Source organism: Pseudomonas sp. H3_A02 (assembly GCF_054671965.1).
The window spans coordinates 2197445-2212722 of sequence record NZ_CP162807.1 but is presented as its reverse complement, the minus strand read 5'-3'; the positions used below and the strand labels follow the sequence as shown (position 1 = coordinate 2212722).

Below are 15278 nucleotides of genomic sequence, written 5' to 3'. Positions count from 1 at the left end.
CTCGGTCTTTATTTTTTTCGACTCTCCAAGTAGCCGACTATGCTCAAACGCCTTGCCTGGCTGGCGCTCTGTGTGTGCGCCCCACTGTCCGCCGCGCCTCATGTCGACCCTCAACGTTTGCAGCAACTGGCCAATGACCGATTCTGGATCTCCCTGGGCCACTACGAAACCGCCAAGCTGGGTGGCTGGCGCAGCTATATCAGCGACAAAAAATTCTTCCTCGCCTCCGACGGCAACGAACATCCTGACCGTGAACTGACCGCCACGCTGCAAGCCTTGTATGGCCCGGCCAGCGCCGGCCAGCAACATGCCCAGTGCGTGTACCCGGCGCGCACCCGCTGGCTGAAGGCGCAGCTCAACCTGACGGACCTGCCGGCGGTCAATTGCAGCGACTTCACCCAGTGGTTCAAGGACGTGTCGCCCCACAGCGCGGTGATGATTTTCCCCGCCGCGTACCTCAACAGCCCATCCTCGATGTTCGGCCACACCCTGTTGCGCATCGACCAGGCCGATGTGCAAAGCGACAAGACCGCCCTGCTCAGCTACGCGATCAACTTCGGCGCCTACATCGAAGGTTCCGACAACAGCATCCTCTATGCCTGGAAGGGTCTGATGGGAGGCTATCCCGGCCTGTTCGCCCTGGTGCCGTACCAGGAAAAACTCTCCGAGTACCGTAGCCTGGAGAACCGCGACCTGTGGGAATACCGCCTCAACCTGAGCCAGGCGGAAACCGAACGCATGGTTGAGCACGTCTGGGAACTCAAGCAGATCCAGTTCGACTATTTCTTCTTCGACGAAAACTGCTCCTATCGCCTGCTCGAATTGCTGCAAGTGGCACGCCCCGGCCTGCGCCTGACCGAACAATTCCCGCTGACGGCGATTCCCACCGACACCGTCAAGGCGGTGAAAGAAGCCGGCCTGGTGGAAAGCATTCAATATCGACCGTCCCGGGAACGGGAACTGCTCAGCCGCGCCGAACCGCTCAGCGATGATGAACAGCAATGGGTACTGAACGTCAGCGCCGATCAGCAGCAACTGCAAACACCGGCATTCAAGGCGCTGCCGCGCGAACGCCAGGCGCTGATCATCGACGCGGCGTATCGCCTGGAGCGCTATCGGGCCAACGGCCAGGAACGCGAGCCACAACGGGCCCAGCGCAGCTTCGAGCTGTTGCGGGCGATCAACCAGAACCCCCCACCAGAACTCGACATCCCGCAACCGGGCCTGCCCGAGGACGGTCACCAATCGCGCACCTGGCAGGCCGGCCTCGGCACGCGGGGCGATCGGGCGTTCGGCGAATATGGCTTGCGCATGGCCTATCACGACCTCAACGACAACGCCGAAAGTTTCCCGCTGGGGGCACAGATCGAAATCCTGCAATTGAAACTGCGCCAGTACGAAGGCAATGACTGGCAAGTGCAGCAACTGGACCTGGCGACCATTCGCTCCCTGACCCCACGCAACGAGCTGCTGCAACCACTGTCCTGGCAGGTCACCGGCGGCCTGGAGCGGGTGCCGGGCAAACACGACGATGAAACCTTGGTCAGCCACGTCAACGGCGGTGCCGGTGGTACCTGGGCGCTGGGCGAAGATGTGCTGGGCTTTGCCCTGGGCACGGTGAGGGTCGAACACAACAACGACTTCGCCCAGTTCATCGCCCCGGCCGCCGGCTTCAACAGCGGCGTGCTGTGGAAAAACCCGCTAGGCAACTTGAGCCTGGAGGCCAAGGGCGATTATTTCGTCAACGGCGAAGTGCGCCGTAGCCTGAGCCTGAATCAGCAGTGGGAATTGTCCCGCAACCTCGGCCTGCGCCTGAGCGCCCAGCGGGAATTCAGCCAATTGGCCTCACCGGAGAACGAGGTGATGCTCGAGGTGAAGTGGTACCACTACTGACAATGGCCTGCGCAACCAACGGATTGATCACCGCGCTTTCACGCCTTTCTGACGAATCCACTTCTAGACTTGTTGTAGGCGGGATTCGTCAGGAAAACGGAAATGAAACGCGCGGTGATGGCACTGGGTGTGTTGATGTTGCTCGGTGGCTGTGAAACCACCCACGAAGACTTGATCGCCCGGGGTTACCCACCGGCGTTCGCCGACGGCTATGACGATGGTTGCAGCAGTGGCCGGCAGGCCGCCGGGGTGATCACCGGTCAATTCAGGAAAGACGTGCCACGTTACCTCAAGGACCCGCGCTACGCCGAAGGCTGGAGCGATGGCTTCCGGCAGTGCCAGGCCATGCGCGAGAGCGAAGAGCGTAATGCCTATCGCGAACGTCATTGGGACGAACGTGAGCGGGCCTGGCAGCAACAGAAAGACCAGGACGCCGCCCGGGCTTATCGCTCGCCGTGAGTCGCCTACAGACATTCGTCGAAACCAAAACCCTGCGACCATGGCCCAAACTCCAATAGAGGAGCAAATGCCATGAGTCGCGCCTTCGTCAACGAAGACAACGCCGCTGCCCAGGCCGACCAGCCGGTCGAACGCCAGGTCAGCGCGCAACCCAATTACGTCACGCCCACCGGGCTTGCCCAGCTCCAGGCCCGGGTCGCCGATTTGCAGGCCCTGCGCAGCCAGCAGGCGGCCCGCGGAGATCTGGCGGACAAACAACGGATCGCCGACCTTGAACGGGATCTGCGCTATTTCAAGCAGCGCCTGCAAAGCGCCCAAATCGTTGCACCGACGTCGTCCGATCAAGTGCGGATCGGGCACTGGGTGACCTTTGTTGATGAACAGGATCATGAGCAACGGGTGCAATTGGTGGGTGAAGACCAGGCCGATGCGGCCAGTGGCTTGATCAACTGGGGCTCGCCGCTGGGGCGGGCGTTATTGGGGGCGAAGGTTGGAGATGAAGTGATATGGAAGCGACCAGTGGGGGATCTCGCCATTGAGGTCGTTACGATAGATCTCCAATAATGTTGCCGACTTCTTTAAGCATGATTAAAGCCTCCAACATTAAAACCCGACAACAATCTGTTACTTGCCTGTAGCCATATGTAACCGCAACATGAGGTCATAACAACAAGTTTGCGCCAAATCAGGACCATGCTACTGTTTTTCTCGCACCGCCATCGGTGCACTGTAAAAACAAAAAGGAGATATACAATGAGCGAACAGATAATGGCAATGTCAGGTGACTTCGACGGCGACTTCAAGTCCTACCAACAGATAAATAACCTCGGTATCGAGTCAGCAGCACTGACCATTGTCGAGTGCGGTAGCCAAAACTACACTGCTCTTTTATGCTAAATCATTCTCCAGCAAAATAGACCTGCACAACAGGTCCTTGATACTCCCTAATCCCACCTACAAAACAACTTCACCAACATCCTACAGTTCGGATGCGTTTGCTTGCACCCAATGGGCTGTACTTGATGTTTGATAACTGATGAGGAAAACACCATGAGCGAACAGATCCTGAACATGTCCGGCGACTTCTACAGCGAATTCGACGCTTATCAAGCACCCGCCAACAACCTGGGGTCGATCCTGGCAACGACAATGGAATGCAACACCTTTGGAACGTGCACCAATGTTGAATGCTCGACACTCGGTTGCTAAGCCCTTCAACTGATAAAAACAGGCAACACCTATAACCATAGAGCAGGCAACGCCTGCTCTATCCATGTCTGGAGCGACAGCATGCTTGTTAACGCTTTGAAGTTGAATCAGCGAGGCCGGTACAGATTCACTTCCGACGGCGACATCGCCCTTTTTGAAAACAACCTGACCCGCCTGCATGCTGATGATCAGGCCTTGCTGGATCATTTCGGGCTGACCAGGGACCAACTGGCGTCGTACGCCAAGGAACCCCTCAGTCCCCCGTGCCTACCTGTCGACGGTGAAACCATCTTGATGGCGCTGAAGGAAAAGCTCACTCGGCTTGACAGCCTTCACGTCGATACAGAGGCCTTGAGCGGCAACGACAATTTTTATTGGTTTGGCTACCGTTTTTTTCTTTATTTCGTCGACATGTTCAAGGCGGATGAGCGCTACGTCGGCGCGTCATTGCACATTGATGAAACCGCCCTGCTGGCAAGCCTTGAAAGCTATGTCCTGGCCCGAGTCGGACGCACCTCGGAACAAAGCCTGGTCCATTATCTGAATACCCGGATCGCCGACGGCGACGACATTGATCTGGGCGGGTTCAACGAACACCTGCGCACATTGCCGTTGCTGAAATTTTTCGAATCCTATCCCGTGCTGGCGACACTGCTGCTGGATTTGCTGGAAGACACCCTCAACTATCTTTATGCCGTCATTCTCGATTTCGCCGACGATGTTGAGGCGTTGGAAACGGAGTTCTCGATCCCGTCTCGGAAAATCGAGGCGATCGAGTTCGGCCTGGGTGACCCCCATGGTCGTGGCGAAACAGTCTGCCTGGTTAAGGTCTGCGCACTTTCATTGGTCTACAAGCCAAGAGCAAGCCGTGAAGCACTTTTTTTCAATCAACTGCTTGGACAACTACGTGAGGGGACAGGCGACGATTGTTTTGCCATCCACGCGCCAAGAATCCTCAGCCGAGAGCGACACAGTTGGATAGAAAAGGTCGAGAACACGCCTTGTGCCAGCGCAGCGGATGTGGCGCTGTTCTATAAAAAAATGGGCGCACAAATCGCCGTCATTCATGCACTCAACGGCATCGACTTCCATTACGAGAACATCATTGCGTGTGGCAACAGCCCGGTCATGATTGACCTGGAGTGCTTGTTCACCGCGTCCACCAGTGACCTGCTACTCGACCTGCCTGCCGATTGTGCACTGTCCAATACCTTTAAATTGATCCAGCAGTCAGTATGCTCCAGCGGTTTTGTGCCTTTTTCACAAAAATCCAATAACGACCAGAGCGGACTGACCCGGCAAGAGTTATTCATTTCTACCCGCCATTCTCTGGTTTTCGAAAATGGCTTTTACCACTTGCGTAAAGTCGAGTTCGAACACCTCCTGGTGCAAAAGCATTTGCCGCTTTTTCAGGGTGAGCGCAAGGGACATGAAACTTATAAATCCGAACTTGTCCACGGCTTTGAATACGCTTATGGCGAATTGATGACGCATCGGCACACGATTATGCAGATGCTTGAACAATCCGCAGGCGAGCTATCGACCCGCGTATTGTTCAAAAACTCTCAACGTTATGCGGACTTTATCGGGCTGAGCCGCCATCCACGCTTCATGAAAAGCATGCTGGACCGAGAGCTTCTGCTTGCAACTCTGTGGAAAGACTTGCAAGAACCCTATCGGGAAAAGGGCATCCCGCGTTATGAAATAGCCGACCTGCAAAGGTCCAGCATTCCGTGTTTCACCATGCCGCTCAACTCCAACTCTTTGATGAGCGCACAAGGTGAAACAATAGACATGACGAAAGTACAACCCCCGATAAAAGGCTGCTTACAGAAAATAGCCAATCTGTCTGCAGCCGACAGGGCATTACAACTCACACTGCTCGAAATGTGTTTGTATCCAGAGGCAAATGAACAGCCGTCATCACGTGCCTCCCTGAAAAATGCGTCCCAAGTGGATCGACTCGATGCAATACTCGGCATCAGCTCCCGCCTCGAAGCGCTTGCGACCAAGGGAACGGCAACAGACGTCAGTTGGCTGGCGTTTCATACGCACCCCACGACCCACAGAAAATACCCCTCGCCAATGGACCACGGCCTGTACTCCGGTATCGCCGGGATTGGGTTGTTTTACCTGAGCCTGTTCAAGGTGAGCGGCAAACCGCACTTGTTGTCACTTCTGGATCAGGTACTGGCCTCACTGGAGCAACATTTTGGCTTCTTCAAAGCCGACCTGACCGTCAGTGCGTACCATGGCCTGGGTTCTTATCTCTATCTACTCATCAATCGTCGCCAGATAACGGGCGATCCGAAACACAACGAAAAAATTGCCGACTTGCTGACCCAACTGATTGAAGTACCGCCTGAACACTACGATTTCGACTTCCTGGGCGGTTGTTGTGGTGCGGTGACGCTGCTGGCCAATATCCATGGGTTATCCGCGCAAGCGGATGTGCTGCCGGCCATTCGGCGCATGGTCGCTTACATAAAGGACCAGATCCTGGTTGAAGACGGCCAGCTTCTGCGACGCGACGACCGCTCCGTCATGTTGACGGGCCTGTCCCATGGTCTCTCCGGCGTCATCCATGCGTTGTGCAAAGCCTATGACGTGACCGACGATAGGGCGCTGGTGCCCTTGGCCATCCAGGTACTGGAGGCTGAAAATCGCTTGAGCCGGGAGGGTTTCTGGCTGGATCTGAGAGACCTGGGCCCTGTCGACCACGCCACCAAGTGGTGTCACGGAGACGGTGGCATCCTCATCGCCAGGCGCCAACTCATGACGTCGATGGGCGATGCCTTGGACGAAACCACCCGGCAGACGGTGCTCAACGACATTCAGCGCTGCGAGAACAACCTCTGGCAGCATGGCTTGGGTGACGGCTATAACCTTTGCCATGGCGATTTCGGCAATCTGATCTGCCTGTATGACTTGTATCGGCACGCCGATAATCCCGAGGGCATCAGCAGGGTCAAACAGGCCCTCGGCGAAGTCGCCCGGCAGTTTTTCGAAGGCCCCTTTCTCAACAGCGATCGGGTGCCCGACGTCAGCCTGCTGACTGGTATTACGGGCGCAGGTTATGCCTTGCTGTATGAGATCGATCCAACGATCCCCAACATACTCTCGCTCGATTTTGCCATGCCCGCTCAAGTGGGCTAACAGTCACTGTGGGAGCCTGCAAGAACTGCGGGAGCGAGCTTGCTCGCGATGGCGGCTTCACATTCGACATCTCTGCTGGCTGTTCCAGCGCTATCGCGAGCAAGCTCGCTCCCACAGGGAATTTGCGCCGGCCATAAAAAAACGGAGCCTTTCGAAGGCTCCGTTTTTTTGCAACCGACCGAATCAGGCCAGTTTCTTGTGCCGGACGCGATGCGGCTGGGCGGCCGCTTCGCCGAGGCGTTTCTTGCGATCGGCTTCGTACTCGGTGTAGTTGCCTTCGAAGAACACCGCTTGGGAATCGTCTTCGTACGCCAGGATGTGGGTCGCCACGCGGTCGAGGAACCACCGATCGTGGGAGATCACAATGGCGGCGCCCGGGAAGTCCAGCAAGGCTTCTTCCAGGGAGCGCAGGGTTTCGACGTCGAGGTCGTTGGACGGTTCGTCGAGCAGCAGGACGTTGCCGCCCTCCTTCAAGGTCAACGCCAGGTGCAAGCGACCGCGCTCACCACCGGACAGGTCCTTGACGAACTTCTGCTGGTCGCCGCCCTTGAAATTGAAGCGACCCACGTAAGTGCGCGACGGAATTTCATAATTGCCGATGCGGATCTGGTCGGATCCGTCGGAGATCTGCTGGAACACGGTCTTGCTGCCGTCCAGGTCTTCGCGGCTCTGGTCGACGCAAGCCAACTGCACGGTTTCGCCGACTTCGATGCTGCCCGAATCCGGGGTTTCCTTGCCCATCAGCATGCGGAACAGCGTGGATTTACCCGCACCGTTACCACCGATCACACCAACGATGGCACCTTTGGGCATGGAGAACGACAGGTTGTCGATCAGCACGCGGTCGCCATAACCCTTGGTGACATTCTTGAACTCGATGACCTTGTCGCCCAGGCGCGGACCGGCCGGGATGTAGATCTCGTTGGTTTCGCTGCGCTTCTGGAATTCCTGGGATTGCATTTCCTCGAAGCGTTGCAGACGTGCCTTGGATTTGGACTGGCGGGCCTTGGCGCCTTTGCGCACCCACTCCAGCTCTTCCTTCATGGCTTTTTCATGGGCCGACTGCTGCTTGGATTCCTGGGCCAGACGATCGGACTTGGCTTCCAGCCAGCCCGAATAGTTGCCTTCGTACGGAATGCCTGCGCCGCGGTCGAGTTCCAGGATCCAGCCGGCGACGTTGTCCAGGAAGTACCGGTCGTGCGTGATCGCCACCACGGTGCCAGGGAAGTCGTGCAGGAAGTGTTCGAGCCAGGCGACGGAATCGGCGTCCAGGTGGTTGGTCGGTTCGTCGAGGAGCAACATGTCCGGGGCCGACAGCAGCAGGCGGCACAAGGCCACGCGGCGCTTCTCACCGCCCGACAGGTGCTCGACCTTCGCGTCCCAGGCTGGCAGGCGCAGCGCGTCGGCAGCGACTTCCAGTTGGCGCTCCAGGTTGTGGCCATCGCTGGCCTGCAGGATAGCTTCGAGCTTGGCCTGTTCGGCGGCCAGCTTGTCGAAGTCGGCATCCGGGTCGGCGTAAGCGGCATAGACCTCGTCGAGGCGCGCCTGGGCGTCCTTGATCACGCTGACCGCTTCCTCGACCACTTCACGCACGGTCTTGCTCGGGTCCAGTTGAGGTTCCTGGGGCAGGTAGCCGATGTTCAGGTCTGGCATCGGACGGGCTTCACCGTCAAACTCGTTATCGACGCCGGCCATGATTTTCAGCAGCGTGGATTTACCCGAGCCGTTGAGGCCCAGTACGCCGATCTTGGCGCCAGGGAAGAAGGACAGAGAAATGTTTTTCAGGATTTCCCGCTTCGGCGGAACAACTTTGCTCAGCCGATGCATGGTGAAGACGTATTGAGCCATGGTGAACCTAGCGTCAGTGACAGGTGAAAAGAACGAGCCAGGCCATGCGCGGCGCCGGCACTTGACGGTCATCAATGCCTGCGGGCGGATAGAGCCTGGGGATCTGGAGCTGGAACGCTCTTGTTTGACCGGCAAAGCTACCTCAACCGACGGTCAAGGTCCAGCCGCCAGGGGCTGGCACTTTGCCACAAGTCAAGGCATGCTAGCCGCCCTTCGGGCGTCCGGCTTATAGTGCGTGTCGCGCCAGTCCAGCAAACCGCAGGATCCCAGCTTGTCTAATGTCACGCCGCCCCTGTCCCCTCGTGCACCGACCGCCGTGCCCGGCTCGCCCCTGCGCGGGACACTGAAGGGCGCGCTGGCCACACTGGTGCTGCTGTTGCTCGGCTTGCTGTTCTGGCAACTGCTCGACCAACTGCGCGAAACCCAACAGCAACAGCGCCAATACACCATCGACTACACCGCCGATCTTGCCGCGCAGGTCAGCCTGAACATGGCGCTGAACGCGCAAATCGCCCTCAATCTGCTACCAATCGTCGAGCAACCACAAAGTGCCGACGAACAGCAGGCCCTGGTGCGCAAACTCCAGCAGTCGCTACCCGAATTACGCAGCCTGGCACTGCTGAGCCCTTCCGGCCGAGTGCTCAGTGACAGCGACACCGACAGCCACGACGCCGATTACCTGGCTGATCTGGTGCGGCGCAGCCGGGCCCAGGCCCATTACTTCAGCAATGCCGAAGACGGCTCCGTCGTTCATCTATTGTTGCATCAGGCCAGCGGCAGCAGCCGGGGCTATTGGGCCTTGCGTCTGACCCCGAGTTTTTTCGCCACCCTGACCAAGCAGGCCGATGTGGGGCTACGCCCGCTGTGGCTGGTGGAAAACCGTCTCAACCAGCAGATCGTCAGCCGCGACGAGAGCCTGCCCTCGAGCAGCCCTACCCATCTGTCCCCGGATGACCTGGAGAACACGGTACTGACCGTGCCCCTGAGCAGCAGCGACTGGCAACTGCGAGGGCTGTTCGACCGTCGCCAGGTGATCGAGCAACTGCTGCCGGCCTTCATCGGCAAGTGCCTGCTGGGCCTGGCATTTTCGTTGCTGCCGGTGATCGCGCTCTTGAACATGCGCCGACGCCAGCGGCAGTTGCATGAAGGTCGACGACGTTACCAGGATATTTTCGAAGGCACCGGCGTGGCCCTGTGCGTGCTGGACCTGTCGGGGCTCAAGGCCTTTTTTGAGCGGGCCGGCCTGCACACTGGCGATCAATTGCGCGCCTGGCTGCAAACCCCTCACCAACTCGAACAATTGCGCCAGGAAGTTCACGTCACCGAAGTCAACCAGATGGCGTTGAAACTGCTCAACGTCGACTCCTGTGCCCAGGCTTGGCAGTTGCTGGTCGGCAAGGGCACGCCAGACAACAACCCCGTCGGCTCGAAACTGCTCGAAGCGTTGCTCGACCAACACAAGCAACTGGAACTGGAAATCAAGCTCCAGGACGCCCATGGCCGCGACCAGCACCTGTGGCTGGTGCTGCGCCTGCCGGAAAAACAACAAGACTGTAACGCGGTCATCCTGAGCATCAGCGACATCACCAGCCGCAAACTGATCGAGCTCTCTCTGCTCGAACGCGAAGGTTTCTGGTCCGACGTGGTACGCACCGTGCCGGACCATCTCTACGTGCAGGACGTCATCAGCCAGCGGATGATCTTCAGCAACCATCACCTGGGTCAGACCCTGGGCTACGACCGCACCGAACTGCACCAGATGGGCGAGTACTTCTGGGAAATCCTGCTGCACAGCGACGACGCCGATCACTACCACAACCTGCGCCAGGAACAACGGCGGGGCGGCTATACGCAACTGCTGCAATGCCAACTGCGCTTTCGTCATCGCAATGGCAAATGGCGTTGTTTCGACATCCGCGAACAAGCCCTGGCCCGGGACCGGCACGACCAGGTGACCCGGATCATCGGCGTGGCCAAGGACGTCACCGAGCAGATCGAGGCCAGCGAATCGCTTCGCGACAGCGAGCAACGCTATCGGATGCTCGCCGAAAGCATCAGCGATGTGATTTTCTCAACCGACAACAAGCTTTCGCTCAACTATGTCAGCCCGTCGGTGCAAGCGGTGCTGGGCTACACCGCCGATTGGATTTTCCAGAACGGCTGGCAATCGATCATCGCCAATCCGCAACAACTGACCGGCATCTACAGCCTGATGGACCGCGTCAGCAAGGCCCTCGACAAGCCTGATCAACTGGCCGAGCTGCGCAACCAGATGCAGACCCAGCTGTTCCTGTTCGACTGCCTGCGTGCCGACGGGCGCAAGATCCCCATCGAGTTGCGGCTGGTGCTGGTGTGGGATGAACACGGCGCATTCGAAGGCGTGCTCGGCGTCGGCCGCGACATCAGCCAACAGCGGCGCGCCGAAAAAGACCTGCGCATGGCCGCCACGGTCTTCGAGCACTCGACCTCGGCGATCCTGATCACCGACCCGGCCGGCTACATTGTCCAGGCCAACGAAGCGTTCAGTCGCGTCAGCGGTTATGCCGTGTCGCAAGTGCTGGACCAGTTGCCCAACATGCTGACCGTGGACGAGCAGCAGGAAGCCCACTTGCGCTACGTGCTCAAGCAGTTGCAGCAGCACAGCACCTGGGAAGGCGAGGTCTGGCTCAAACGCCGCAATGGCGAACACTACCCGGCCTGGGTCGGCATCACCGCCGTGCTGGACGACGAAGGCGACCTGGCCAGTTATGTGTGCTTCTTCAGCGACATCAGCGAACGCAAGGCCAGCGAGCAGCGCATCCATCGCTTGGCCTATTACGACGCCCTGACCCACCTGCCCAACCGCACGCTGTTCCAGGATCGCCTGCACACCGCACTGCAGTCGGCCGAGCGGCAGAAGACCTGGGTCGTGCTGATGTTCCTCGACCTGGACCGCTTCAAGCCGATCAACGACTCCCTGGGCCATGCCGCCGGTGACCGGATGCTCAAGGAAATGGCCACGCGCCTGCTCGGCTGCGTCGCCGACGACGACACCGTGGCGCGCATGGGCGGCGACGAATTCACCCTGCTGCTGCAACCACGCGCCAGCCGTGAAATGGCGCTGAACCGGGCCATCACCGTGGCCGAGCAGATCCTCGCCAGCCTGGTTCGGCCCTTCGTGCTCGAAGGCCGGGAGTTTTTCGTCACCGCCAGTATCGGTATCGCCCTGAGCCCACAGGACGGCAACGAACTGAGCCAGTTGATGAAGAACGCCGACACGGCCATGTACCACGCCAAGGAGCGTGGCAAGAACAACTTCCAGTTCTACCAGGCCGACATGAACGCCAGCGCCCTGGAGCGCCTGGAACTGGAAAGCGACCTGCGCCACGCCCTGGAGCAGAACGAGTTTGTGCTGTACTACCAGCCGCAGTTCAGCGGCGATGGCAAACGCCTGACCGGCGCCGAGGCCTTGCTGCGCTGGCGCCATCCGCGCCGTGGCTTGGTGCCACCGGGGGACTTCATCCCGGTACTCGAAGAACTCGGGCTGGTGGTGGACGTCGGCGACTGGGTCATCACCGAAGCCTGCCGGCAACTCAGGACCTGGCACCAGGCCAAGGTCCGGGTGCCGAAGGTCTCGGTCAACATTTCCGCCCGGCAGTTCTCCGACGGCCAACTGGGCACGCGCATCGCCAATATCCTGCGCAGCACCGGTCTGCCACCGGCTTGCCTGGAGCTGGAACTGACGGAAAGTATCCTGATGCGCGAAGTCAGCGAGGCGATGCAGATCCTGGCCGGGTTGAAGAACCTGGGCCTGAGCATCGCTGTCGATGACTTCGGCACCGGTTATTCATCGCTCAACTACCTCAAGCAATTCCCCATCGACGTGCTGAAGATCGACCGCACCTTCGTCGACGGCCTGCCGTCCGGCGAGCAGGATGCGCAGATCGCCCGGGCGATCATCGCCATGGCCCACAGCCTCAACCTGGCGGTGATCGCCGAGGGCGTCGAGACTCATGAGCAACTGGACTTCTTGCGCGAGCACGGCTGCGACGAAGTCCAGGGCTACCTGTTCGGCCGGCCGATGCCGGCCAATCGGTTCGAAGCGCAGTTCAGCAATGATGCGTTGTTCATGCTCGACTGAGGCCTTGTGCTATCTGGGCCGGCCTCTCGCGGGCAAGCCTTGCTCCCACAGGGGAAAGCGGGCTTCTGTGGGAGCAAGGCTTGCCCGCGATGAGGCCAGTACAGGCAACGCCCCTCTTGCTTGAAACCCATTCGTCCGCGACATGACCTCCTTTCATATGCCTTCCAAAACCGGTTGGGTTAGAATGCCCCCCTTTTCTGCCCCCGATCCTTGAGGACCGCCATGTTCAGCCGTGATTTGACTATTGCCAAGTACGACGCCGATCTCTTTGCCGCCATGGAGCAAGAAGCTCAGCGCCAGGAAGAGCACATTGAGCTGATCGCTTCGGAAAACTACACCAGCCCCGCGGTGATGGAAGCTCAAGGCTCGGTACTGACCAACAAGTACGCCGAAGGTTATCCGGGCAAGCGCTACTACGGTGGTTGCGAGTATGTCGACGTGGTCGAGCAACTGGCCATCGACCGCGCCAAGGAACTGTTCGGCGCCGATTACGCCAACGTCCAGCCACACGCGGGCTCCCAAGCCAACGCCGCTGTGTACCTGGCGCTGCTGTCGGCCGGTGACACCATCCTGGGCATGAGCCTGGCCCACGGCGGTCACCTGACCCACGGCGCCAGCGTTTCCTCCTCCGGCAAGCTGTACAACGCCATCCAGTACGGCATCGACGGCAACGGCCTGATCGACTACGACGAAGTCGAGCGCCTGGCCCTCGAGCACAAGCCGAAAATGATCGTAGCCGGTTTCTCCGCCTACTCGCAGATCCTCGACTTCCCGCGCTTCCGCGAAATCGCCGACAAGGTCGGTGCCTACCTGTTCGTCGACATGGCCCACGTTGCCGGCCTGGTTGCCGCAGGCGTCTATCCGAACCCGGTGCCATTCGCCGACGTGGTCACCACCACCACTCACAAGACTCTGCGCGGTCCACGTGGCGGCCTGATCCTGGCTCGTGCCAATGCCGACATCGAGAAGAAGCTGAACTCCGCCGTCTTCCCGGGCGCCCAGGGTGGCCCGCTGGAGCACGTGATCGCCGCCAAGGCGATCTGCTTCAAGGAAGCCCTGCAACCTGAGTTCAAGGCTTACCAGCAACAAGTGGTGAAGAATGCCAAGGCCATGGCCGGCGTGTTCATCGAGCGCGGCTTCGACGTGGTGTCCGGCGGTACCGAGAATCACCTGTTCCTGCTGTCCCTGATCAAGCAGGACATCTCCGGCAAAGACGCTGACGCGGCGCTGGGCAAGGCGTTCATCACCGTGAACAAGAACTCGGTGCCCAACGACCCACGCTCCCCGTTCGTCACTTCGGGCCTGCGCTTCGGCACCCCGGCCGTGACCACTCGCGGCTTCAAGGAAGCCGAGTGCAAGGAACTGGCCGGCTGGATCTGCGACATCCTGGCGGACCTGAACAACGAAGCGGTCATCGACGCCGTGCGTGAGAAGGTCAAGGCTATCTGCAAGAAGCTGCCGGTATACGGCGCTTAATCAGCTCGCCAACGCGTAGCCAAAAAGGCCCGCATCGAAAGATGCGGGCCTTTTTTATTGACGAGCAAAACATACGATCAAACAACTAACGCCAGCCATCCTTTAACGTCCTGCAATACAGACAACCCCACAAGTGATTAATAACTCAATAAGATCCAGCGTCTTCCACCTTTAACTTGATCACTCACTTCAGGAGTCAATATTCACATGGACAGTGAACATTCCTTTTATGCAACACTTGATATGTTTAGCGCTCACATCAATCTACTGGAAAGGCTGCATGGCAAACCGGCGCTGGCGACGGTCAGTTCTTTCAGCGGTGGATTTTATACCGGCAAACCCCAGACCCAAGATCATTCACACCTGCTTGGCATGCGCGCCGAAGACCCGAGGACGCGCGGTGAGCCCTTGCGGCTGCATTTCCGGCATATGGCGGGCGGTTATCTCCTGACCATAAAAAACACCGGCGAGCACTACAACAAACTGCTCAGTAAAAGCTGGTTTGAAATACTTGGCGCAAAGGATGCCAATACTAAAAACCCGACGATTTTTAACCTGATGGACTTTCAACAGAAGGTCATCACGCCGGAAACTATCAAACCCGGTCACACCCGCATTTCGCTCATGACGGCCAATAGAAAACATGTGGGGGGATTAAGGCTACGGGGCTCGCCTTATCTCTATCTTGCCGAGACGGAAGAACAGTCAAAAGCGATGTTCATTCTGAGCGTCCTTTGAGACAAATACCCGTAGAGCATTTTAATGCAAGGCAGTACCCCCCCCTGTGGCGAGGGAGCTTGCTCCCGCTCGGTTGCGCAGCGACCGCAACATCCTGGGGCTGCTGCGCAGCCCAACGGGAGCAAGCTCCCTCGCCACAGTCTTGTGTATCTCCTCACTTAGGCATCTGGCGGCAAAATTTTTTTCAGCCAGGAAAAGGCTCAAGCACAGGGTTTTCACCACAACTGGTAAGACCGGTAAAGCCAAACCGTCGCCATCGGGCTTGCACAGCCGCGAAAACAGCGCCTAGACTGCCCCTGCACTGGACAAACCGGTAAGACCACAATAATGAAGTCCCGACGCCAGCCTCCCTGGCGAACAAGGACACCGAACCAGGAAT

10 protein-coding genes are annotated in these 15278 nt (G+C 58.7%); 9 read left to right on the top strand and 1 reads right to left on the bottom strand.

What is annotated here, in order from left to right:
* The first annotated feature begins 39 nt into the window (after nt 1-39).
* The 6 genes from AB4N80_RS09610 (at nt 40) to lanM (ending at nt 6717) form a co-directional block, all read left to right on the top strand.
* The gene (locus AB4N80_RS09610) at nt 40-1893 is read left to right on the top strand and encodes an Lnb N-terminal periplasmic domain-containing protein (RefSeq protein WP_122564950.1); all 1854 of its coding nucleotides are present in this window, start codon (nt 40-42) and stop codon (nt 1891-1893) included.
* Between the two features lie 102 nt (nt 1894-1995).
* Nucleotides 1996-2352 (top strand): putative periplasmic lipoprotein, encoded by a 357-nt coding sequence (locus tag AB4N80_RS09605; RefSeq protein WP_122564951.1) that lies wholly within the window; start codon nt 1996-1998, stop codon nt 2350-2352.
* A 72-nt stretch (nt 2353-2424) separates the two neighbouring features.
* Nucleotides 2425-2916 carry a GreA/GreB family elongation factor gene (locus AB4N80_RS09600; protein ID WP_305468564.1) on the top strand — a complete coding sequence of 164 codons (492 nt, stop codon included), beginning with the start codon at nt 2425-2427 and terminating at the stop codon, nt 2914-2916.
* Between the two features lie 189 nt (nt 2917-3105).
* Entirely contained in the window at nt 3106-3249 is a 144-nt protein-coding gene (locus AB4N80_RS09595; RefSeq protein ID WP_163006676.1) for a hypothetical protein, read from the top strand.
* A 153-nt stretch (nt 3250-3402) separates the two neighbouring features.
* Nucleotides 3403-3561, top strand: a complete 159-nt coding sequence (locus tag AB4N80_RS09590) for a hypothetical protein (protein WP_163006677.1) — start codon at nt 3403-3405, stop codon at nt 3559-3561.
* Nucleotides 3562-3642: 81 nt separating this feature from the next.
* Nucleotides 3643-6717 carry a type 2 lanthipeptide synthetase LanM gene (gene lanM, locus AB4N80_RS09585; RefSeq protein WP_460081734.1) on the top strand — a complete coding sequence of 1025 codons (3075 nt, stop codon included), beginning with the start codon at nt 3643-3645 and terminating at the stop codon, nt 6715-6717.
* A gap of 183 nt (nt 6718-6900) precedes the next feature.
* Here lanM and ettA read toward each other — a convergent pair whose 3' ends face one another.
* A complete protein-coding gene (gene ettA / locus AB4N80_RS09580) occupies nt 6901-8565 on the bottom strand; it encodes an energy-dependent translational throttle protein EttA (protein ID WP_122564955.1) in 1665 nt (554 codons plus the stop codon).
* Between the two features lie 271 nt (nt 8566-8836).
* On the opposite strand from ettA, the gene AB4N80_RS09575 reads away from it, so the two are divergent.
* The 3 genes from AB4N80_RS09575 (at nt 8837) to AB4N80_RS09565 (ending at nt 14899) form a co-directional block, all read left to right on the top strand.
* Nucleotides 8837-12685 (top strand): sensor domain-containing protein, encoded by a 3849-nt coding sequence (locus AB4N80_RS09575; protein ID WP_122564956.1) that lies wholly within the window; start codon nt 8837-8839, stop codon nt 12683-12685.
* Nucleotides 12686-12907: 222 nt separating this feature from the next.
* A complete protein-coding gene (gene glyA, locus AB4N80_RS09570) occupies nt 12908-14161 on the top strand; it encodes a serine hydroxymethyltransferase (RefSeq protein WP_122564957.1) in 1254 nt (417 codons plus the stop codon).
* Nucleotides 14162-14368: 207 nt separating this feature from the next.
* The gene (locus AB4N80_RS09565) at nt 14369-14899 is read left to right on the top strand and encodes a hypothetical protein (protein ID WP_305491133.1); all 531 of its coding nucleotides are present in this window, start codon (nt 14369-14371) and stop codon (nt 14897-14899) included.
* The last annotated feature ends 379 nt before the right edge of the window (nt 14900-15278 follow it).